This window comes from Acinetobacter sp. IK31 (genome assembly GCF_035615195.1).
GTDB lineage: Bacteria > Pseudomonadota > Gammaproteobacteria > Pseudomonadales > Moraxellaceae > Acinetobacter > Acinetobacter calcoaceticus_C.
In genome coordinates this window covers 180,809-201,176 of record NZ_JANBOB010000008.1, presented here as the reverse complement: position 1 = coordinate 201,176, position 20,368 = coordinate 180,809, and the positions used below count along the sequence as shown (strand labels likewise).

At 39.6% G+C, this 20,368-nt stretch carries 23 protein-coding genes; 16 read left to right on the top strand and 7 right to left on the bottom strand.

Going from position 1 to position 20,368, the window contains the following annotated elements; genetic code table 11:
• Positions 1 to 186 precede the first annotated feature (186 nt).
• The 5 genes from MSG66_RS05720 to MSG66_RS05700 all read left to right on the top strand — a co-directional run bounded on the left by MSG66_RS05720 (position 187) and on the right by MSG66_RS05700 (position 6,288).
• Positions 187 to 405: a Sec-independent protein translocase subunit TatA gene (locus MSG66_RS05720; RefSeq protein WP_003654829.1), complete on the top strand. Its 219-nt coding sequence runs from the start codon at positions 187 to 189 to the stop codon at positions 403 to 405.
• A gap of 12 nt (positions 406 to 417) precedes the next feature.
• Positions 418 to 855 (top strand): Sec-independent protein translocase protein TatB, encoded by a 438-nt coding sequence (gene tatB / locus MSG66_RS05715; RefSeq protein WP_202742590.1) that lies wholly within the window; start codon positions 418 to 420, stop codon positions 853 to 855.
• Positions 852 to 1,622, top strand: a complete 771-nt coding sequence (tatC, locus tag MSG66_RS05710) for a twin-arginine translocase subunit TatC (RefSeq protein WP_003654824.1) — start codon at positions 852 to 854, stop codon at positions 1,620 to 1,622. Before tatB ends, tatC begins: the two co-directional genes overlap by 4 nt.
• Before the next feature lie 173 nt (positions 1,623 to 1,795).
• Complete coding sequence (locus MSG66_RS05705; RefSeq protein ID WP_324652850.1) at positions 1,796 to 3,748, top strand: PhoX family protein; 1,953 nt, start codon at positions 1,796 to 1,798, stop codon at positions 3,746 to 3,748.
• 206 nt (positions 3,749 to 3,954) lie between these two features.
• Positions 3,955 to 6,288, top strand: coding sequence for a PhoX family phosphatase (locus tag MSG66_RS05700; RefSeq protein ID WP_324652849.1), 2,334 nt, complete (start codon positions 3,955 to 3,957; stop codon positions 6,286 to 6,288).
• 52 nt (positions 6,289 to 6,340) lie between these two features.
• On the opposite strand, the gene MSG66_RS05695 is transcribed toward MSG66_RS05700, so the two are convergent.
• Complete coding sequence (locus MSG66_RS05695; RefSeq protein ID WP_324652957.1) at positions 6,341 to 7,120, bottom strand: NRDE family protein; 780 nt, start codon at positions 7,118 to 7,120, stop codon at positions 6,341 to 6,343.
• Positions 7,121 to 7,213: 93 nt separating this feature from the next.
• On the opposite strand from MSG66_RS05695, the gene lgt reads away from it, so the two are divergent.
• From lgt to msrA, 7 genes are all read left to right on the top strand, one after another.
• On the top strand, positions 7,214 to 8,032 hold the full coding sequence (gene lgt / locus MSG66_RS05690) for a prolipoprotein diacylglyceryl transferase (RefSeq protein ID WP_133975503.1): 819 nt from the start codon (positions 7,214 to 7,216) through the stop codon (positions 8,030 to 8,032).
• Positions 8,033 to 8,111: 79 nt separating this feature from the next.
• The gene (locus MSG66_RS05685) at positions 8,112 to 8,477 is read left to right on the top strand and encodes a hypothetical protein (RefSeq protein ID WP_324652846.1); all 366 of its coding nucleotides are present in this window, start codon (positions 8,112 to 8,114) and stop codon (positions 8,475 to 8,477) included.
• Positions 8,478 to 8,482: 5 nt separating this feature from the next.
• The gene (locus MSG66_RS05680) at positions 8,483 to 8,848 is read left to right on the top strand and encodes a hypothetical protein (protein WP_042894733.1); all 366 of its coding nucleotides are present in this window, start codon (positions 8,483 to 8,485) and stop codon (positions 8,846 to 8,848) included.
• A gap of 164 nt (positions 8,849 to 9,012) precedes the next feature.
• Positions 9,013 to 9,855 carry a thymidylate synthase gene (gene thyA, locus MSG66_RS05675; RefSeq protein ID WP_075431260.1) on the top strand — a complete coding sequence of 281 codons (843 nt, stop codon included), beginning with the start codon at positions 9,013 to 9,015 and terminating at the stop codon, positions 9,853 to 9,855.
• A 45-nt stretch (positions 9,856 to 9,900) separates the two neighbouring features.
• Positions 9,901 to 10,410 (top strand): dihydrofolate reductase, encoded by a 510-nt coding sequence (locus MSG66_RS05670; protein ID WP_133975505.1) that lies wholly within the window; start codon positions 9,901 to 9,903, stop codon positions 10,408 to 10,410.
• Positions 10,411 to 10,424: 14 nt separating this feature from the next.
• The gene (locus tag MSG66_RS05665; RefSeq protein ID WP_133975507.1) at positions 10,425 to 11,480 is read left to right on the top strand and encodes a DUF4105 domain-containing protein; all 1,056 of its coding nucleotides are present in this window, start codon (positions 10,425 to 10,427) and stop codon (positions 11,478 to 11,480) included.
• A gap of 95 nt (positions 11,481 to 11,575) precedes the next feature.
• Complete coding sequence (gene msrA, locus MSG66_RS05660) at positions 11,576 to 12,100, top strand: peptide-methionine (S)-S-oxide reductase MsrA (protein WP_202742583.1); 525 nt, start codon at positions 11,576 to 11,578, stop codon at positions 12,098 to 12,100.
• Positions 12,101 to 12,158: 58 nt separating this feature from the next.
• On the opposite strand, the gene MSG66_RS05655 is transcribed toward msrA, so the two are convergent.
• The 5 genes from MSG66_RS05655 to MSG66_RS05635 form a co-directional block, all read right to left on the bottom strand.
• Positions 12,159 to 12,563, bottom strand: a complete 405-nt coding sequence (locus MSG66_RS05655) for an ExbD/TolR family protein (RefSeq protein WP_003654800.1) — start codon at positions 12,561 to 12,563, stop codon at positions 12,159 to 12,161.
• The gene (locus MSG66_RS05650) at positions 12,563 to 13,183 is read right to left on the bottom strand and encodes a MotA/TolQ/ExbB proton channel family protein (protein WP_042894723.1); all 621 of its coding nucleotides are present in this window, start codon (positions 13,181 to 13,183) and stop codon (positions 12,563 to 12,565) included. Before MSG66_RS05650 ends, MSG66_RS05655 begins: the two co-directional genes overlap by 1 nt.
• Before the next feature lie 43 nt (positions 13,184 to 13,226).
• Entirely contained in the window at positions 13,227 to 13,985 is a 759-nt protein-coding gene (locus tag MSG66_RS05645; protein ID WP_324652840.1) for a TonB family protein, read from the bottom strand.
• A 381-nt stretch (positions 13,986 to 14,366) separates the two neighbouring features.
• The gene (gene purU / locus MSG66_RS05640; RefSeq protein ID WP_324652838.1) at positions 14,367 to 15,230 is read right to left on the bottom strand and encodes a formyltetrahydrofolate deformylase; all 864 of its coding nucleotides are present in this window, start codon (positions 15,228 to 15,230) and stop codon (positions 14,367 to 14,369) included.
• Positions 15,231 to 15,305: 75 nt separating this feature from the next.
• A complete protein-coding gene (locus MSG66_RS05635; protein ID WP_042894718.1) occupies positions 15,306 to 15,998 on the bottom strand; it encodes a TetR/AcrR family transcriptional regulator in 693 nt (230 codons plus the stop codon).
• A gap of 112 nt (positions 15,999 to 16,110) precedes the next feature.
• On the opposite strand from MSG66_RS05635, the gene MSG66_RS05630 reads away from it, so the two are divergent.
• The 4 genes from MSG66_RS05630 to MSG66_RS05615 all read left to right on the top strand — a co-directional run bounded on the left by MSG66_RS05630 (position 16,111) and on the right by MSG66_RS05615 (position 19,992).
• Positions 16,111 to 17,559 carry a coniferyl aldehyde dehydrogenase gene (locus MSG66_RS05630; RefSeq protein WP_324652836.1) on the top strand — a complete coding sequence of 483 codons (1,449 nt, stop codon included), beginning with the start codon at positions 16,111 to 16,113 and terminating at the stop codon, positions 17,557 to 17,559.
• Positions 17,560 to 17,726: 167 nt separating this feature from the next.
• On the top strand, positions 17,727 to 17,963 hold the full coding sequence (rpmB, locus tag MSG66_RS05625; RefSeq protein WP_000048256.1) for a 50S ribosomal protein L28: 237 nt from the start codon (positions 17,727 to 17,729) through the stop codon (positions 17,961 to 17,963).
• A gap of 12 nt (positions 17,964 to 17,975) precedes the next feature.
• On the top strand, positions 17,976 to 18,131 hold the full coding sequence (gene rpmG, locus MSG66_RS05620) for a 50S ribosomal protein L33 (protein ID WP_003654787.1): 156 nt from the start codon (positions 17,976 to 17,978) through the stop codon (positions 18,129 to 18,131).
• Positions 18,132 to 18,282: 151 nt separating this feature from the next.
• On the top strand, positions 18,283 to 19,992 hold the full coding sequence (locus MSG66_RS05615) for a cation:proton antiporter (RefSeq protein ID WP_324652834.1): 1,710 nt from the start codon (positions 18,283 to 18,285) through the stop codon (positions 19,990 to 19,992).
• A gap of 36 nt (positions 19,993 to 20,028) precedes the next feature.
• Here the strand turns inward: MSG66_RS05615 and MSG66_RS05610 are convergent, their stop codons facing one another.
• A complete protein-coding gene (locus tag MSG66_RS05610; protein WP_002114792.1) occupies positions 20,029 to 20,307 on the bottom strand; it encodes a hypothetical protein in 279 nt (92 codons plus the stop codon).
• Between the last annotated feature and the right edge of the window lie 61 nt (positions 20,308 to 20,368).

Genomic DNA, 20,368 nt, shown 5'->3' with positions numbered 1-20,368 from the left:
CCATTTCAAGTAATTTAAGCTTCTCTTTTTTAGGCCTACACAAGGAAAAAAATAAGAAATAAGTTTTATAGATATCATTTTTTATGTCTCGACTGACTATCACTGTCTTAAAAATGACATATAAATGTCACATTCCTGTCATGGCAACCTGTTGATATAAAGCGAACTGAAAAGAGGTATAAGATCATGGCTGGTTTATCTATTTGGCACGTCGTTATTTTTGCAATTGTCGTTATTTTATTATTTGGTACATCTAAATTAAAAAATATCGGTAAAGACGTAGGCGGTGCAGTAAAAGACTTTAAAAAATCAGTTCGTGAAGAAGACGAAGCTGCTGCTCTTAATACTCCACGTACAATTGATGCCCAAGTCAAAACGCCTGACAGCACATCAGTAAAAAGCTAAAGGTTTTCAACCATGCTTGATGTAGGAATGACAGAGCTACTCTGTTTTGCAATTATTGCAATTTTAGTTTTAGGCCCAGATAAACTTCCGGAAGCTGCACGCTTTGCTGGTCGTTGGTATGTTCGCCTAAAACGTTATATTACTAATTTGCAAAATGATATTGATCAAGAGTTGCGTCTTTCTGAATTTCGAAAAGAAATGCAGGATGAACTCAACCGCATTGAAGCACTGGAACGGAAAGTACAACAACAACTTGAAGAAATACAAAAACAGAATATTTCCGAAACTGTAGATAAAACTGAGGCTTCTAAAATATTGCCAAAGCCTATTCGGATATGTCTGCCTATCTCGGGTCAGTATAAAGTGCCGTACATTGGAAAGTTTATTCCTTTGGTATCGACACCCGAAATTTCAGAGACATCTCCCGTTAACTTGAAGATCGCCGTATGAACCAACTGCCTTCAACCACTGTAAATTCTCAGGAAAATCTAGACCAAATGCCCATCATGAGCCATTTGGTTATTTTAAGGCGTCATTTATTTAGAATTGTTGGGGTAACATTATTTTTATTCTTTTGTTTATTACCCTTTCGAAATAATACATACCAACTATTATCTGAACCTTTAAGGCTGCAACTTCCGGCATCATCTTCAATGATCGCTACAGATGTGACTGCAACCTTTATGGCTCCATTTAAATTAAATTTATTTGTCGCGCTCGTGTTAGCAATGCCATTTATTCTTTATGAAATATGGTCTTTTGTTCGCCCTGCGTTATATCAAAAAGAACGACATTTAGCGATTCCGTTACTCATTGGCAGTATTGTTTTGTTCTATGCTGGAGTTGCTTTTGCATATTACATTACCCTTCCTGCTATTTTACATTTCTTTATTAGTGTATCGCCTGAAACCGTCGCACCTATGACAGATATTAATAGCTATTTAAGCTTTTGCTTAAAGCTATTTTTAGTTTTTGGTCTCACTTTTGAAATTCCAATTGCAACCCTACTACTCATTTTAATAGGTGTAGTAGACACAAAAAGTCTTGCTGAAAAAAGACGCTTTATTATTGTGGGATGTTTTTTTGTGGCGATGTTCATTACACCGCCAGATGCAATTTCAATGGTGATGTTAGCTATTCCAATGTGGCTGCTTTTTGAGCTCGGATTGCTCTTTGGTAAAATTCTTGAGAAAAGAAAAACTCATTCTGCTGAATAAAATGAATATATAAAAGCCTGAATATTAAAGTTCAGGCTTTTTTCTTTTAGAGCACTTTTCAATCTACAAAGCCATAAACTGTCTTCAAAGTGACTTAAAAATGTAAGAAAAGTGTCATTTTCAGGCCATAGAATCAACTCAACAAATATACCCACAAAAGTTACGGATTTATTATGACAACTGCTTCTACTCAACCAACACGTCGCGAAATTTTAAAATGGTTCTCGGGGATTCCTTTTCTACCATTAGGGGCGATGGCTACGGCAGCAACGTTAGCAGGTTGTAATGATAGTGATGACAGTTCTGTAGTCACTCCAACACCGCAACCAAGCAAATTAAAAAATGCAAAATTTACGGCAATGTCAGCTCCAACAGCAGCAGCAGACCGTGCAACAACTTTAGTAAATTCTAAATTAAAAATTGATTGGGAAAACTCAACTAGTACTGAATACCAACTTGCTTATAAATCATTCTTTAAAACTGGTGATAGCGTACCAAAACTTGGTGGTGGAACAATTATCGCTGGTGGTTATTTTGATGTTAACGGCAATCCAATTATGGATAAGTCTGTTGCGGGTAAAGAGCGTCAGTTCTTTTCAGACTGTCCAGATGGTTCATCATTAATTCAGTTAGAAGGTGCGAAAGTTGATGGCGTAGCAAATCCTGTATTTCATGTTGTTCAATTTGAGTACAGCTCAAAAGACCAAGCTGGTGGAGATACTTATGGACAACTGCCATCACCAATTGCAATTTTGACTTTAGATCAAGACCAAAAAACTGGTCATTTAGAACTTAAAAAATACTTCAATATTGATACCGCTCCGGTCCACGGTCTATGGATTACTTGCGGTGCTAGCCTATCGCCTTGGAATACTCACTTATCAAGTGAAGAGTATGAACCTGATGCATTTAATCAAGGTATTGGTGGTACAGATCCAAAATATCTTGGTAAATACTTCTTTGGTGATGAAACTAAAGCAAACCCATATAACTACGGTCATTTGCCAGAAGTTACTGTCAATATTGATGGTACAGGTAGTATTAAAAAGCATTACTGCCTAGGCCGTATTTCTCATGAACTTATTCATGTAATGCCAGACAACCGCACAGCACTTATGGGAGATGACTACACAAATGGTGGTTTCTTCATGTTCATTGCTGACAAAGAAAAAGACTTATCGGCAGGTACGCTGTACGTCGCTAAATACATTAATACTTTAACTGAAACTTCAACTGCAAGTATTCAATGGATCAAACTTGGTCATGCGACAAGTAAAGAAATTGAAGATTTAGTTACGGGTGGAATTAAGTCAACTGACATTATGGAAAGTTTAACAACGAACCCAAATGATGCCAGCTATACTGAAATTACTTTGGCAAAGAAAACGCTTTGGGTCAAACTTAAGCCAGGTATGGAAAAAGCAGCAGCTTTCTTGGAAACACATCGCTATGCAGCACTAAAAGGTGCAAGTATGGCGTTTACCAAGATGGAAGGAACAAACGTGAATATTAAAGATAAAGTGGCCTACTCTGCTTTAGCTAATATTCAAGATTCAATGGTCGTGGGCGGTAAAGGTTATGTTGCAGAACATAATGTAGGGTTCTCTAAAAAAATTACTGCGGGTGGGGTTCTTGCACATAAGTTAGGCAATAGCTTTACAGATAATCAAGGTAGCGCAATTAATAGTGAATGGGTTCCTCTTTACTCATATATGTTGTTAATGGGCGAAGATCTTGCTGCGAAAGATAGCTTAGGTAATACAGCTCATCCAGACAAAATTGCCAGCCCAGACAATCTGAAGTTCTCTGAAACTTTACGTACATTATTCATTGGTGAAGACTCAGGCAATCATGTTAATAACTTCTTGTGGGCCTACAATGTAGATACCAAAGAGTTAATTCGATTACTTTCTACACCGGCTGGTGCTGAGTCAACTGGTTTGCATGCAGTAGATTCAATCAATGGTTGGACTTATATCATGAGTAACTTCCAGCACCCAGGCGATAGCAGCAGTGTCCCTGAAGACGTTAAGGCATTAATTAACCAAAATTATAACAATGGTTATAGCGCTAACGTGGGTTATATTACAGCAGACCCAATTGCCCCTTCAGTCACAACCAAATAATTTTTAATATGCTCCAAACATTAAAGCTGGCTAAGGTCAGCTTTAATGTTTTTAAATAGAGTTTTTACTTTTTATAAAAATGAAATGAAAAATCACTAGAATTTTTAACCAACTTATCATCAAAACGTCAACGTCACGTCACATTCACAAACTAAGCTCATGAGGACTTTTAGAACAATCTCTTTATATTTACTTAGGAATTTCCCATGACAGAGCTGACGCCATATCATGAAGACCAAGAACTGGATAACAATACTTCAGACAACATCCACTTCCGTGACATTTTAGAACAACATGTAAGCCGCCGTAGTTTAATCACCAAAGCAGCAAGCGGTGCTGTAGCATTAACTTTAGCTTCTACATTAACTGGCTGTAATGATAGCGATGATGACTCTGGCTCTAATAATGGTGGAACCACACCTGTAGACCCAAATAAAAGACCAGAAAAACTAACTTTTACAGCAGTTGCAAAAAACCACAACGATATTGTGACTGTACCTGAAGGTTATGAAGCGAATGTCATTTATGCTTTAGGGGACTCAATCAACCCAACCTTTGGAGAGTGGAATGATAATAATATCCCATCGGGTCCAAGTTTCCAGTTCCGCTCTGGCGACTGCCATGACGGTATGCATTTCTTTGGTTTAAATACTTCGAAAAATAACTTCGATGAAAGTGTTTCAGCTGAAGGTTTGTTGGTGATGAATCACGAATATATCAATCAGACCTTCCTTCATCCAAAAGGTCCAACAAAAGTTGATGGACGCCGCCCTGAAGATGAAGTGATTCGTGAAACAAATGCACATGGCGTATCTGTCGTTCACATTAAAAAAGATGCTGCAACTCAAAAAGTAGTAATTGATAAAAACTCTATTTTTAACCGCCGTATTACAGCATCAACAGAAATGGATTTTGCAGGTGCAGCAGCTGGTTCTGGCTTGCTTGCAACTCGCTTCTCGCCTGCTGGCCGTCAAACTCGCGGCACACATAATAACTGTGGTAATGGTCATACTCCTTGGGGCACGTATTTAACTACCGAAGAAAACTTTATTGGTTATTTCCAACGTTCAGGTAGCGATGAATATGCACGTACAGATGCAGAAAAAATTGCATTAAAACGTTACGGTTTAGGCGTTAAAAAAGATGAACCGTATCTTTACGAGAAAGATGAAAAAGGTGCCCCTAAAAAAGATAAAGATGGCAAGGTTATTTATTTAAAAGATAAAAATGGTGAGTTAATCCCTAACGTTGATGAACAAGGGCGACAAATTTATTTAGGCGCAAGTTCACGTTACGGTTGGGAAACAGCAATTGGTCAAGTAGAGTCACAAGACTTATATGACCGCTGGAATGCAGATGTAAAAGCTGCACAGCCGACACAAGACTACCGCAATGGACCTAATACATTCGGCTGGATGGTTGAGATTGATCCTTTTGATAACCGCCTAAACCCAGTAAAAAGAACATCATTAGGTCGTTTTGCACATGAAGATAGTGCTTGCCGTGCCGTTGTAGGTCAACCATTAGCGTTTTATATGGGTGATGATTCTCGCGGAGAATACATCTATAAATTTGTCTCTACCGCTGTATGGGATGCTAAAGATGTAAACGGCGGCTATACGGCCGGCGATAAATATATGAATGCAGGCAAATTGTATGTTGCCAAGTTTAATAACGACGGTTCAGGTCAATGGATTGAACTTGCCTATGGCAAAAATGGCTTAAATGAAAGCAACACCACTTACCCATTCAAATCTCAAGCAGACGTTGTTACATTTGCACGTTTGGCTGGCGACGCTGTCGGTGCTACAAAAATGGACCGCCCAGAATGGTGTACGGTCAACCCAGTGAATGGCGAAATTTATGTAACTCTTACCAATAACTCAAATCGTGGTAAAGACTACCCAACAGACGCAGCCAACCCACGTAACTACACAGATTTATATAACGGCACCAAAGAGCAAAAAGGTAACGTGAACGGTCATATTATCCGTTTTAAAGAAACCAATGATAAAACCACTGCTGAAACGTTCAAGTGGGATATCTACTTGTTCGGTGCAGAAGCATCTATGGCTTCAAATATTAACTTATCTGGTTTAACTGATAATAACGACTTATCTTCACCAGATGGCATGTGGTTTGACCCACGTGGTGTGCTTTGGATTCAAACAGACGATGGTGCCTACACCGATGTTACCAACTGTATGATGCTTGCTGCACTACCGGGCCAAATCGGTGATGGAACTACTGCAACCACTTCAAATGGCCAACAAACGCTAGTCGGCGCTAAAGTTACAGACTCAACATTACGCCGTTTCTTGGTTGGACCAAAGCAGTGTGAAATTACAGGCATCGCCATGACACCTGATCACAAAGCAATCTTTATTAATGTTCAGCATCCAGGTGAAGATTCTGCTAGCTATGCAACGCCAGAGAGTAGTTGGCCTGCAACCCAAAAAGACCCAAGCAATAAAACGGCTCGTCCGCGTTCAGCAACTGTTGTAATCACCCGTAAAGATGGCGGCTTAATTGCTGGATAATTGTTATATTCATTAAGAATAAATGCCGGTCAATTGATCGGCATTTTTATTTCTATCTATTTAAAGGAATCTGCTGCTGCACAATTTGACCGCTGTGTTCACCTTGTTGAGTCTTTTCCAACCAAAGCCACTCATTATTGGTCATTCTTAGAAAGTTCGAACAACGTGTTCCATACACGGGACTCTGAATAAAGGTCGAAGATAATAACTCTTCCATTTCTGGTTGAATGCCCGTTTTGGGTAATAATGCCGTTGTGACTTTACGCTCATCTTCTAAAATATCCCACGCAACGTCTTGTAAAAACAACTCTTCTGTTTCATGTTGAATCATGGGTAAAAACTCTTGCGTAAAGCGTGTTCGCAAATGTTTGGTTTTTTCCCAATGTTCAGACATCAGTCCATTCGAGACGACATAGACGCCATTGGCTAAAACTTGCGGTGCCTCACCTCGGTTACTCATATAGACAGCTTGATCAGAGTTACCCATAAATAAGTTAAAGCCAGCAAAATTTTGTTGCTGTTGCTCTAATTGTTGGGCAAAACGGATGGGTAATAGATCAGATTCTAAAAAGGCCTGAACTAAATGGCCCCGAGAAGTCTTATAAGTTTTTTGGTCTCGCCCATCACGGAAATTGGTCAAAACAGCCCATCGGCCTTGAGGTGTTACCCCCATCCAAGTACCACCCGACTGTAAGTCCTGCCCTGCAACAATTGGTGTGTTTTCCCAAGCATGCAACAACGCCGTTGGTCGATGATAGAACTCATCTCGATTTGACATAAGACACAAGGGCATATCATCCAGAACATGCCATGCTAAAGCCACAATACACATCTTTTCTTGTTCCCTATCTTTACACATTGAATGTACAACATTTTTCACATCATTCCGCTACAATCTGTCAAAACGTAAGATCAAGGAGCAGCAATGCTGACCTATCCTAATATCGATCCGGTCGCAATACATCTAGGACCTCTTCAAGTCCATTGGTATGGACTCATGTATTTATTGGCATTTTTATGTGCTTGGGGGCTTGCATCCTACCGTGCCAAACAACGTGATGGCTGGACATCAGAAATGGTTTCCGACCTAATATTCTATGGTGCCCTAGGTGTTGTTCTGGGCGGTCGTGTCGGCTATGTCTTTTTCTATGAGTTTGATAAATTCCTCGAAAACCCAATCTGGCTATTTCAAGTCTGGACAGGTGGCATGAGTTTTCACGGTGGCTTTTTAGGCGTCATGATTGCAATGTTATTTTGGTGTAAAAAATACCAAAAAACATGGTTCCAGACACTCGATTTTATTGCTCCATGTGTACCAACAGGTTTAATGTTTGGACGCTTCGGTAACTTTATTGGTGGCGAGTTATATGGTCGTGCGGTAACAAACCCGAATTACCCATTCGGTATGATCTTCCCAACCGATCCTCTACAGCTGGTTCGCCATCCATCACAAATCTATCAAGCCATTTGTGAAGGTTTAATCCTATTTATTGCCTTGTGGTGGTTTAGTTCAAAACCACGTCCACGTATGGCCGTCTCTGCTCTATTCTTAATGGGCTATGGGGTTGCCCGTTTTGTGATGGAGTTTTTCCGTCAGCCCGATGCAGACCAAGGCTTTATTCTGTTTGGCTGGATGACGAAAGGTCAGATCCTAACCGTTCCAATGTTGCTGATTGGTCTTTGGATGATGTGGTACGCCTACCAAAAGAAAATTTACGACTGGGGTCCACAAAAAAATAGTTAACATGATAAATCAGAGGAGTTTCGGCTCCTCTTTTCTTTTTTATGCTACAGTTTTTATTCTCCCAAAATGAAGATATACCATGCTGGAATTCTGGTTTAACACTCAAGTCCCGTCATTTAAAAAATTAGTGATTTTAATTATTACTTTAGCCATTTGTATTGCGCTCTATCAATACCAACCATTGCCTTTAGATACGATTTTGATGTTCACCGGAACTGGGGTTATTTTTTTAATTTGTCGCTATTTCAAATTACATTTTGCTCAAAAAAATCCGACTGGTTTACTTTACCGCCTGCTAACTTGGGTGCCTATTGCACTGTTATTTGCCCTTATTTTTGTGAAAGCTATGCCTAATTTACTCATCTGGGGCATACAAGGGATTGCTTTTATGGCGCTGGCTGTTTTTATTTTTTCACCTCAATCGCTTTTTAATAAACAGGTTTAGTTTTCATGTTGGCTTATTGGTACAACGCTCCACGCCATATCAAACTCATCTGTATTGTTGCCGTTTGTGTGGCAGTTTATTTAGCTAATCAAGTTCAACCGTTGCCCCCTGTTTATACCGTGCTGAGTCTCGTGTTCGGATTAGGTCTGCATTTTGGGCAATATCTACAAACAAAAATTCCAGATGGCAACTCATACAAATCTAGCTTCCAGTTTTTGCTGAGAATTTACCCTATTTTCATCGTTATTATTTTGATGTACCTGCTTCCTGCTCAACATAAATGGATTCTTGTGCTACAAGCTTTAGGCTTTGTACTGGTTGGCTTTTTTCTTGTTTCGATTTACCAAAATCGTGCTAAACGATTTGACTAATTATGTTCATCGGAAGGCCATAGAACCATTTTTAGATTTTCATCTTGAGCTACAACAGGTATCATCTTCAGTGGTTCATGATGAAGCAGCTCTATTGCGTAATTATTTATCGTTGAGCTATCTCCCCCTTTATTTTATGGAATTAATCCGAACTCGAGAGTGTTATGCGTGCATATTTAGACCTTCTACAACATATCCTTGATAATGGCGGTGACAAAGGCGACCGTACAGGCACAGGAACCCGTTCTGTATTTGGTCATCAAATGCGTTTTGATCTCTCTAAAGGTTTTCCTTTACTCACCACAAAAAAAGTTCACTTCCGTTCTATTGTGATTGAGTTACTTTGGTTTTTAAAAGGCGACACCAACGTCCAATATCTAAAAGACAATAAAGTTTCAATTTGGGATGAATGGGCAACAGCAGAACAAACTGCCCGTTTTGGCCGCCCAGAGCATGAACTTGGACCTGTCTATGGTCATCAATGGCGTAATTTCGGCGCAACTAAAAATGCTGATGGCACTTATAACCAAGATGGTTTTGACCAAATTAAATGGTTAATTAATGAAATCAAAACCAATCCGAATTCACGTCGTTTAATTATTTCTGGTTGGAACCCGAACGAAGCTGGACAAGTAGCCTTACCGCCTTGTCATACGCTTTTTCAATTTTTCGTACAAGATAACAAGTTGTCATGCCAGCTTTATCAACGTAGTGCAGACGTGTTTTTAGGGGTTCCTTTTAACATTGCCAGCTATGCTCTACTCACTCATATGATTGCTCAAGTGTGTGACTTAGGTGTAGGTGATTTTGTCTGGACTGGCGGTGATACGCATCTTTATGTTAACCACTTTGAACAAGCACAACTTCAATTGACACGTGAACCTTTACCACTATGCCAATTGAAACTGAATCCAGAAGTAAAAGACTTATTTGATTTCAAATTTGAAGATGTTGAAATTGTAGGTTATGAGTCACACCCTGCAATTAAAGCACCCGTTGCAGTATAACGAAGGCTCAATTTTTATTAGATTTACGGTTTAGAGAATAAGATTATGGCATGGCAAAATGTAGAAGTTGTTCACGTTGTGGCAATGGACAAAAACCACTGTATTGGTAAAGGCAATGCGTTGCCATGGCATATTTCTGCCGACTTAAAACACTTTAAAGAAATCACACAAGGCGGCGTGGTCGTGATGGGTCGTAAAACGCTTGAGTCGATGGGCCGTGCTCTACCGAACCGTGTGAACTGGGTCATTACCCGTGACATTAACTGGCAATTTGACGGTGTTAAAGTTGCCCATTCAATTGAAGATGCTTTAAACGCAGCATTAGAAGATGTAAAAAATACCGAGAAGCAGGCGCTTTTCGTTATTGGTGGCGGTGAAATATTTACGCAAACTTTGTCAATTGCAGACCGTCTTGAACTCACTCATGTTGACTTAGATGTGCAAGGTGATGCACATTATCCAACAATCCCGAGTGAATTTCATAAAACTGCGAGTGAACAGCAAATAGATGAAAAATCAGGAACTTCATTCGAATTTGCAACTTATAAAAAATAATTCTATGGACATCTATGCACAATATTGGATCGCGTGAATTTATTACTGCCCTACTTTTCGGGTTTTTACATAGTCTATTCACGCTGTTTATTGTGCTCTCTAGCATTTGGGTATGTGTAGCGCTCTGGGTTCAACACCCTTTTGGCTGGTTAGGTAGCCGCATACTCATTGGTATCTGGATCGCTTTTGCGCTCAGTATGGCTGGCTTATATGTTGAAGGCCATATTATTAGCCGCCGTACTGATATCCTGATTTACCTTTTGGCATTTGCCTGTTCACTTGTTTGGTATTTTTCGATTACTGCACGTCAGGACCGCGACTGGAACCCTGAAGTTGCCAATATGCTGAGCTACGAAAAGCACGGCGATGTAGTTACTCTGCATAATGTGCGTAACTTCAACTGGCATCCTGATGGTACTTATGATGTGCGGTGGGAAACTCGAACTTTTGATCTTAACCAGTTGAATGGTATAAATATCATTGCTTCTTATTGGATGGGACCGCAAATTGCTCATACACTTGTGAGCTTTGAATTTAACAACCAACAACCTTTAGTGTTTTCAATCGAAATTCGTAAAGAAAAAAGCGAAGAGTTTTCGGCAATTGGTGGATTTTTTAGGAAATATGAACTTAGTCTAATTGCTTCTGATGAAAAAGATATTGTCTACACCCGCAGTAACATTCGCAAAGAGCAAGTTTATAATTTTCCAGTCAACATGCCACGTCGCGAGCAGAAGGCCTTATTTTTAGAATATCTAAAGAAATCGGATGAACTTCGTGCAGAACCTAAGTGGTACAACACCCTAACCAGTAATTGTACCACCTTAATTTTTGATATGGTTCAAGCGATTAACCCCTATCAACTTCCTAAAGATTATCGTCTAATCGCTTCAGGTTACTTACCTAATTATTTATATGATCTTAAAGCGCTTAATCAAAATATTAGTTTAAAACAGTGGTATGAAATTGCACACATCAACCCACGTACTGAAAATTTTGAGCGTCTTTCAGATCAAAGTAGTGAACATTTCTCTCAAATCGTTCGCCAAGGTTTACCAAAACCGAAATAAGTAAGGCACTTTTCTTTACTTTTTTATACATGCTTTACTTTGTAATCTAAATATATAAACCCTATTGTAATAGGCAGGAAATAGAGGAAAAAACAATGCAACAGGCATTATTTGGCGGCGGCTGCTTTTGGTGCGTCGAAGCCGTATTTTTACAAATTCGTGGCGTAGAAAAAGTGACAAGTGGCTATGCGGGTGGGCATACAACTGATCCCACTTATGAGCAAGTTTGTCAGGGCGATACTCAGCATGCTGAAGTTATCTTGGTAGATTTTGATGAAGAGCAAGTAACATACTCTCAGTTACTCGATGTGTTCTTTGCGACTCATGACCCAACGACTTTAAACCGTCAAGGTAATGATATGGGCACTCAATACCGTTCTGTTATTTACTATTTTAATGAAGAGCAAAAGCAGGCAGCAGAACATACGATTCAAACTCTAAAAGATGATGAGCTTGATATTGTGACTGAGTTATCTCCTGTTCCGACGTTCTATCCAGCAGAAGAATACCATCAGAACTACTATGCAAAGAATCCGTCCCAAGGTTATTGCAACTTTGCGATTCCACCTAAGTTGCTCAAGCTATATAGTAAATTCCAGCATCTTATGAAAGATCAATAAATTAAAGCAATAAAAAAAGCAACCGATGAGGTTGCTTTTTTATTGAGTAAACTAAATTTTAGTTTTCACTTACAAAGGCAATATCGCTCAGTCCGGCTTCACTGGCGCGAGACATTACCTGTGCAACAGTATCGTACTTCGACTCTTTATCAGCGCGAAGTTGAACTGTTGGTTTAACATCACCTTGACCTGCTTCTTGAAAACGTTTTTGAAGCTCATCAAGGCTAATTACTTGAGTATCCCAAGCCACTTCACCATTTGCATTAATACTAATCGTAATAGCTTTTGGTGGTGGATCAATAATTTCAGCAGTTGTTTTAGGAAGCGTTAATGGAATCGATGGGTTGGCAACTGTTGCTGTGACCAAAAAGATGATCATTAACACCAACATAATGTCGATTAGCGGAATGAGGTTCATCTCATTTATGCCACTATCGTGGTCTTCACCCAATTGAAAAGCCATTAAGCTTGACCTCCAACATAACTTTGCTGCGCAGTTTTAACATCAGATTTTACAGTTGAGTCTTGCTGCAACATCGTGTCAATTAACAAGCTGTGCGCTTGATCTTGTAAATCATGAGCAAGACCACGGTTAGCACGTACACAGATGTTGTAAGCCAATACCGCAGGAATCGCAACTGCAAGACCAAGACCCGTCATAATAAGCGCTTCACCTACTGGTGTAGCCACTTGAGCCAATCCTGCCTGTCCGCTCTTACCTACTGCAACAAGTGCATGGAAAATACCCCATACCGTACCAAACAAACCAACGAATGGTGCAATTGAAGCAATTGTTCCTAAAACAGAAATACCTTTTTCAGCATTGACTTTTTCAGCAGAAATTTGACGAAGTAGAGCCTGTTCTGCAACCGCTTTACGCTGTTCAAAAGTCAAAGGTTGTAACTTTGCTTTTAGCGAAGTAATAGCCTGAGAAAGTTGAGCATAAGCTTGTTGCTTTAATTGGCGAGTCCCCATCAAACGTAAGATGAAAACTGTCCAGGTAGCAATCGACATTGCCAATAAGATGAAATACAGGGTTTTACTCACTGCATCTGCATGTTGCCAATAGATTGAAAAGTTCATATTGAACTCCTGATTAAGGTTAGCCGTTGGGACTCAAAGTTATTTAAGGAACGAAATCAAATGGTTGCTCTGGACCTTTAATTGGATAAGCAACCCCGTTTTCCATATAAGGTTTAAACTTCGCACTTTTTACAGCACGCAAAATCTTTGCCTCTACAACAGGAGGACAGTTACTACGCAAGAAGCGAACATCAGTCACTCGGCCTTTCTCATCCGCATCTATAGAAACGTTTGCAGAACAAGCTTTATTATCTAATTCTTTCGTCGTTATAGATACCTTCGGTGAACGACTCCACTGTACACCCGAACCACCAATTGAAACTCGTTTCGGTGATGGATCTGGAGCGGGTTGAGCTTTAGGTGCTTCTTGTACTACTGGCTTTGGTTTTTCAACGACTTTTTCAGTAACAGTTGTTGTCGTTGTCACCACTTTGGTTTCAACTTTAGGTTCTGTCTTTACTGTTTCTTTTGGAGTTTCAGCCTTTTTCACCTGTTGAATCTTTTCCACTTTTTTCGGTGGTGTTACAGGTTTTTCAACAACTTTAACTTCCTTCACTTCTTTCTTAGGTTCCGGTTTTTTTGGCGGTTCCTTTGGCTTAGGAGGTAGTGGTTTTGGTTGCTCTTGAATTTTTACGAAACGTACCTGTAAAGGTTTCTTCTCGATTGGCTTTAATTCAGCAGGCTTAATATGGTTGACTGCCCATAAAACCCCGATATGACCAATTGCAACCGCAATTAGTGCTGTGATGACTTTCTTTTTCATCGGATTGGGAGAATTTAAGGCTGCGGAAGATTGACTCATAAGAATCTAATTACCTAATGGATGATGATTTCCGACTTCTATTTATAGAAACGATTTCAAACATCGGATAGAACAATAAAGTGCCACAATAATAAATGAGAAGTGTTTTCATTTGCAACTATTTTTTGAGAAAATCATCTGCGCTATGTCATCCATTTGTAACTATTGAGTGTCTTTACTTTAGTTTTCTCATAGTTACATCAGTGTTGATCACTTGCTCATCATTCACTTAATCAAATTTGTATTGCTTGAATAATTTCATATTGAACAAAACCAATATTACCACAGACCTATCCAATCACTGATATGTTATATTATTCCAAATGTGTTTTGAATATAAAAAAACACGCAAGAAGCGTGCTTTTCTAGAATAAGCGTTATTTAAAAAACAACGGTCTTATTACCATCTACAATAATACGGTCTTCTAAATGCCACTTTACGGCACGAGCCAATACATTACGTTCTACATCTTCACCTAGCTCACGTAATTGCTCAACATTATAGTTATGACTCACACGCTCAACGTCTTGCTCAATAATTGGGCCTTGATCAAGGTCAGCAGTCACATAGTGAGCTGTCGCACCAATCAACTTCACACCTTTCTCATAAGCTTGCTTATATGGATTTGCACCCACAAATGCTGGCAAGAAAGAATGGTGAATATTGATGATTTTCATTTCCCATTTCGCAACAAAATCTTCGTTTAAAATTTGCATGTAACGTGCAAGAACTAATAAATCATTGCCTTGCATCAATTCATCAATTTGCGCATAAGCTTCAGCTTTATTGTCTTTGGTGACTTTAATTACCGTAAATGGAATACCAAAGTTTTCAACAGATTCACGTAGATCTTCATGATTTGAAATGACATGAGTAATTTCACAAGGTAATGAACCACGTGCATGACGCCATAACAACTCAAGCAATGCATGGTCAACTTTAGAAACTAAAATACCAACTTTTTTAACATCGTTTACGAAAGCAAGGCGCCATTGCATGCCATAACGCTCAGCAACGTTCGCAGCAAAAGTTTGAATTAATGCATCTTTACGCGACTGTAAATGATCAAGTTCAAATTCAACACGCATGAAATAACGTCCGCCCTGAGCTTCCGTCGCATACTGATCAAGCGCGGTAATGTTTGCACCTTGGTGATACAAAAAGCTCGATACCGCTTGTACGATCCCTGGCTTGTCTTCACAAGTAATCAGTAAACGGGCTGTATTGGCAGTGGTCATATTCATTTGGTTAATATCACTTAATTGAGATAAATTTTTTAATAGGCCGAGTATTCTAGCGCCCTAAATAAACAAGCACAACTATTCGTCTTTTAAGGACGATAAGCTGGCAAATAGATCTGAAGGGCCAAGAGATTCAAGCAACTGCTCATAAGTTGCTCGGCTTTCACCCATCAGATAAGGCCCTTCAAGGAAAACCATTTGGCGTAATGCTTGCCAAACCCATTTTTCTTCTAAATGGTTATTGTCACTAATATGACCAGACATATATAAAAAGTTTGTCCAGTTTGTTAATACAATCCAGAGGTTAATAATGAGCGCTTCAATTTCCGATGCCGTCATTTTCATAAGACCTGCATCTACAAAGGCTTGGTAAATCTTTTGCCCCTGTTGCATGACCTGCCCTGCAAAACGTGGATAAATCTTTTTAAAGTCTTCGTTACTTTCAACTAAATGATAAACATCACGATGAATAAAACGGTAGCTCCATAACTGGCCACTGAGCACTTGAAAATAGTTGATTTTATCATTGGTCGTTAATGGTCTATCGTCAGGTAAAGAAAGTACTTCCAACGTCTCGGCCTGATATAGATACATTAATTCCTTAATGATTTCATGCTTGTTCCGAAAATGATAATACAAGTTCCCAGGACTGATACCTAACTCCGCAGCAATATGATTGGTTGTAACCGACCGTTCACCTCGCTCGTTAAAAAGCTGCAAACTGATTTGTAAAATCCGGTCTTTTGTCTTCAGAGCTTTAGGTTGAGACATTTTAATAACCTTTAATAATTCAAATGGTTAAGACTTAAACACATAAACTGACTTGACTATTTAGAGTATTTACTCTAAAAAATAAACATATCAATATATTTGGTAAGTACCGATGAACAGTCAAACAAAAACAAATCCAGAGACTCAGCTTCCTTATGATGTTAAGCATTTACATGATTTGCTTGAACAACAAAAGCTTGCTTATTTACGTCATCCGGTACCCACTGCTAAAGAGCGTATTGATCGTTTAGCTCGTCTTAAAAGAGTCTTGGTAAAATATCAAGATCAGATTGCCGACGCAATTAACCTTGATTATGGCAATCGTGCAGTTATGGAAACAAAAATTGGTGAGTTACTCACCAGTTTGGAACAAATCAAATATTATAGTAAACATCTGACAGCGTGGATGAAACCTTCAAAACGCCATATCAGTGTATTACATCAACCCGCAAAAGGTTGGGTACAATATCAACCTATGGGTGTAATTGGTATTATTACACCATGGAATTATCCATTGCTGCTCTCAGTTGGGCCATTAATTTGTGCGCTGGCAGCGGGCAACCATGCCATGATCAAGATTTCTAGTGCCTCCCCAAACTTTGGGCGAGTTCTTGAAAGTGTATTAGCAGAAGCCTTTCCACAAGAATTAGTTGCTGTGGTAAATGGTGGTGGCGTTATTTCAGATGCTTTTAGTCATTTGCCTTTTGACAAAATGATTTTCACAGGCTCAACTTCTGTTGGTAAAACAGTCATGGCAGCCGCAGCTCAAAATCTAGTTCCTGTTATTCTTGAATTAGGCGGAAAATCTCCTGCACTTGTGCATGCATCAATGGATATGAAAGATGTGGCCCAACGTATTGCTGTAGGGAAATTATGGAATGCAGGACAAACTTGTGTTGCACCTGACCATATTTTCTTACCGCGCGGAAAAACTGCTGAGTTCATCGAAAACTTTAAATTGATTGTGGCTGGCATGTATCCACACTTCCGCAATAATCAAGATTACACTTCTATTATTAATGACAAGCAATACAACCGTATTCAGGGCTACCTTGAAAATGCCCGCGATCAAGGTGCTCGTATTGTTGAAATTAACCCACAAAATGAAATTTTAGATGATGTCCGTAAAATTGCACCGACTTTAGTTACAGGTGTAACGACTGCAATGGACATTATGCAAAATGAAATTTTTGGTCCTATCCTGCCAATTTTAGAATATGACCAACTAGAAGAAGTCGTCGAATTCATTAATAGTCGCCCACGTCCTCTAGCGATGTATTATTTCGACTATGATCAGGCGCGTGCTGATTATGTTGCACAGCACACCCACTCAGGACATTTCGGAATCAACATGGTTATTACCCATGTGGCTCAGGATGATTTACCGTTTGGCGGAATTGGGGCATCAGGTATGGGTAAATATCACGGACCAGAGGGCTTTTTTAGCCTTTCTCATGAACGTTCGGTAATGTCAAATCCAAAACTTTATAGCCTTAAATACATTCTTCCACCGTTCAATAAGCCCATTCATCGTTTCATTTCGAAAACCTTGTTGCGCTAACTGATCAAGGCATGATCTGTTATACTAAATCATGCCTCGTTTTTACCAATTCCGCTTGTCTTTTAATCGTATTTTTGGTATAAAACGCCCCTTGAATGAATTCATCCGTTTACATTTAGTATGACTGGCCACAGATTTGCTGTTGGCTGAATCAATGGAGTTACACCATGTCTAAGGTTTGCCAAGTTACCGGCAAGCGTCCAGTCGTTGGTAACAACGTCTCACACGCCAACAACAAAACCAAGCGCCGGTTCGAGCCGAACCTGCACCACCACCGTTTCTGGTTAGAAAGCGAAAAACGTTTTGTACGTCTTCGTTTAACCACTAAAGGTATGCGTATTATTGACAAATTGGGTATCGAAAAGGTTGTTGCAGACCTTCGTGCTCAAGGTCAAAAGATCTAAGGAGTCTGAACAATGCGTGATAAGATTCGTCTCGTTTCTACAGCTGGTACAGGTTATTTCTATACCACGACTAAAAACAAACGTACTATGCCGGAAAAAATGGAAATCAAAAAATTTGATCCAAAAATCCGTCAACACGTGATTTTCAAAGAAGCTAAAATCAAATAATTTTAGCCTCGCAAAAAAACGACTTCACAATGAAGTCGTTTTTTTTTGCATTTTTTTTATACGTAGCTTTTTTTTGTTAAACTTTCCACATATTTCGCCTTGGCATTTTTTATGCTTGTCTTTAGCCTAACTCACGTAAAAGGAGTTTTTAGTGCCGCATGACGTAGATTTAATTATTTTACTTGCTGTTGGTTTCGGCGTTGCCCTCATTTTTGGCTATATTGCAGCCCGATTACGACTTCCCCCTCTTATCGGCTATTTAATTGCCGGAATTATTATTAGCCCGAATACCCCGGGTATAGAAGCAGATATTCATCTTGCTAACCAGCTTGCAGAACTCGGTGTCATGTTTCTGATGTTTGGTGTAGGAATGCACTTTTCATTAAATGACCTGTTGCTCGTTCGCCGTATTGCCCTGCCAGGCGCGATTTTACAAATTGCGGTCGCTACTCTATTGGGAGTTGGCGTATCCATGCTATGGGGATGGAGCTTTGGCTCTGCACTCGTTTTTGGCTTAAGTCTGTCGTGTGCGAGTACGGTTGTATTATTAAAAGCTTTAGGGGACAGAGGTCTTTTAGATTCAGTCAACGGCAAAATTGCGGTGGGGTGGCTGCTGGTCGAAGATCTAGTGATGGTACTGGTTTTAGTCCTACTTCCAGCCACTGCTGTTTTATTAGGTGGCAAAGCCCCTGAAGGTGCTGACGGCAACATCTGGTTAACTCTTGGGATAACTTTATTAAAAGTGATCGGCTTCATTGCCTTTATGCTTATTGTGGGTAAACGTGTTGTTCCTATCATCATGCAATTTGTTGCTCGTTTAGGTTCAAGAGAGCTATTTACTCTAACTGTTGTTGCAGCAGCTGTTTCAATTGCCTACGGATCTTATGCCATTTTTGGGGTTTCCATGGCATTAGGCGCATTCTTTGCTGGGATGGTTGTTAAAGAATCGGACTTTAGTCACCGTGCAGAAGAAGAAACGCTTCCACTACGTGAAATTTTCTCAATTCTGTTTTTTGTTTCGGTGGGAATGCTGTTTGACCCAAATATTCTTGTAGAACGTCCACTACATATTTTGGCTGTTATCGCAATTATCATGGTGGGGAAAACACTTGCGGCAATGGCTTTGGTTTTATTCTTTCGTTATCCCATCAATACAGCCCTTACAGTGGGGGCGAGTTTGGCCCAAATTGGTGAGTTCTCGTTTATTTTAGCAACTCTCGGTGTCTCATTAGGTTTATTAACTTTAGAAGCGCAAAACCTAATTCTGGCAGGTGCTTTATTTTCAATTACGCTTAACTCTTTTATATTCTCAGCCATTGAACCTGTACAACGCTGGATTCGAGAGCGCTCTCATTTAGCTCGTCTTCTTGAACGTAGTGGCGACCCATTAGCCATGTTACCTGATGAAGTTGATCAAGCTTACTTACGCGATCAGGTCGTTATTGTCGGATATGGCGGTGTTGGACGGCGTATTACTGAAAATTTAATTAATGAAAATATTAAAGTCGTTATTGCCGAAGAGAATCGTGAAATCGTAGAAAAGCTACGTCATTCGAACATTGCTGCTGTGAGTGGTGTGGCAACTGAACCAAGTGTTTTAATTCAAGCACACATTATGCATGCAAGACTCTTGGTGATCTCACCTATGGATATTTTAGACATTCACCGTATTGTGGCTATTGCTAAGCAATTAAACCCTCAAATTCAGGTGTTAATTTGTGCGGAAAGTAAAGAAGAAGCTGCGGTGATCAGAGATGAAAATATTGGTGAGGTGTTCTATGCCAAAGAGGAAATGGCAAAGAATATGAGCCATCATATATTAAATCAGATCGAGCTTGCCCATCAGTCAACTATTCATTAACCCGATAAAAAAAGCGTACTCAAGAGTACGCTTTTTTTAACTCAAGAATTTAGGCTGTTCGTCTAATACCTCAGCCTGCCACTCGTTTACCTGCTTTTCAAGCAGCCCAAACAATGCAGCCTGAATCATATGCTGAGCAACAACTGGAGTTTGCTCACCCAAGATTGCTTTTACTTCATCGCTAAATTGAATTTTAACCAAGGGTTCATTCTCAGAACCTGCATTACGCAAGGCGAGTTCGCCACCTTCGAGTTGGACTAATTCCAAAACGGCTTCTTGATTCCCAAATAACTCTTTCAATTGCTGTATAGACATATACTTCCTCCATGTTTCAACATGGTGGCAAAGCACCCTTGCACTTTGCATCTCTTGTCTT

What these genes read in the sequence shown, in the direction of transcription:
- MSG66_RS05720 (WP_003654829.1), top strand. Translation starts at nt 187, where the DNA reads ATGGCTGGTTTATCTATTTGGCACGTCGTTATTTTTGCAATTGTCGTT.
- tatB (WP_202742590.1), top strand. Translation starts at nt 418, where the DNA reads ATGCTTGATGTAGGAATGACAGAGCTACTCTGTTTTGCAATTATTGCA.
- tatC (WP_003654824.1), top strand. Translation starts at nt 852, where the DNA reads ATGAACCAACTGCCTTCAACCACTGTAAATTCTCAGGAAAATCTAGAC.
- MSG66_RS05705 (WP_324652850.1), top strand. Translation starts at nt 1,796, where the DNA reads ATGACAACTGCTTCTACTCAACCAACACGTCGCGAAATTTTAAAATGG.
- MSG66_RS05700 (WP_324652849.1), top strand. Translation starts at nt 3,955, where the DNA reads ATGACAGAGCTGACGCCATATCATGAAGACCAAGAACTGGATAACAAT.
- MSG66_RS05695 (WP_324652957.1), bottom strand. Translation starts at nt 7,120, where the DNA reads ATGTGTATTGTGGCTTTAGCATGGCATGTTCTGGATGATATGCCCTTG.
- lgt (WP_133975503.1), top strand. Translation starts at nt 7,214, where the DNA reads ATGCTGACCTATCCTAATATCGATCCGGTCGCAATACATCTAGGACCT.
- MSG66_RS05685 (WP_324652846.1), top strand. Translation starts at nt 8,112, where the DNA reads ATGCTGGAATTCTGGTTTAACACTCAAGTCCCGTCATTTAAAAAATTA.
- MSG66_RS05680 (WP_042894733.1), top strand. Translation starts at nt 8,483, where the DNA reads ATGTTGGCTTATTGGTACAACGCTCCACGCCATATCAAACTCATCTGT.
- thyA (WP_075431260.1), top strand. Translation starts at nt 9,013, where the DNA reads ATGCGTGCATATTTAGACCTTCTACAACATATCCTTGATAATGGCGGT.
- MSG66_RS05670 (WP_133975505.1), top strand. Translation starts at nt 9,901, where the DNA reads ATGGCATGGCAAAATGTAGAAGTTGTTCACGTTGTGGCAATGGACAAA.
- MSG66_RS05665 (WP_133975507.1), top strand. Translation starts at nt 10,425, where the DNA reads ATGCACAATATTGGATCGCGTGAATTTATTACTGCCCTACTTTTCGGG.
- msrA (WP_202742583.1), top strand. Translation starts at nt 11,576, where the DNA reads ATGCAACAGGCATTATTTGGCGGCGGCTGCTTTTGGTGCGTCGAAGCC.
- MSG66_RS05655 (WP_003654800.1), bottom strand. Translation starts at nt 12,563, where the DNA reads ATGGCTTTTCAATTGGGTGAAGACCACGATAGTGGCATAAATGAGATG.
- MSG66_RS05650 (WP_042894723.1), bottom strand. Translation starts at nt 13,183, where the DNA reads ATGAACTTTTCAATCTATTGGCAACATGCAGATGCAGTGAGTAAAACC.
- MSG66_RS05645 (WP_324652840.1), bottom strand. Translation starts at nt 13,985, where the DNA reads ATGAGTCAATCTTCCGCAGCCTTAAATTCTCCCAATCCGATGAAAAAG.
- purU (WP_324652838.1), bottom strand. Translation starts at nt 15,230, where the DNA reads ATGAATATGACCACTGCCAATACAGCCCGTTTACTGATTACTTGTGAA.
- MSG66_RS05635 (WP_042894718.1), bottom strand. Translation starts at nt 15,998, where the DNA reads ATGTCTCAACCTAAAGCTCTGAAGACAAAAGACCGGATTTTACAAATC.
- MSG66_RS05630 (WP_324652836.1), top strand. Translation starts at nt 16,111, where the DNA reads ATGAACAGTCAAACAAAAACAAATCCAGAGACTCAGCTTCCTTATGAT.
- rpmB (WP_000048256.1), top strand. Translation starts at nt 17,727, where the DNA reads ATGTCTAAGGTTTGCCAAGTTACCGGCAAGCGTCCAGTCGTTGGTAAC.
- rpmG (WP_003654787.1), top strand. Translation starts at nt 17,976, where the DNA reads ATGCGTGATAAGATTCGTCTCGTTTCTACAGCTGGTACAGGTTATTTC.
- MSG66_RS05610 (WP_002114792.1), bottom strand. Translation starts at nt 20,307, where the DNA reads ATGTCTATACAGCAATTGAAAGAGTTATTTGGGAATCAAGAAGCCGTT.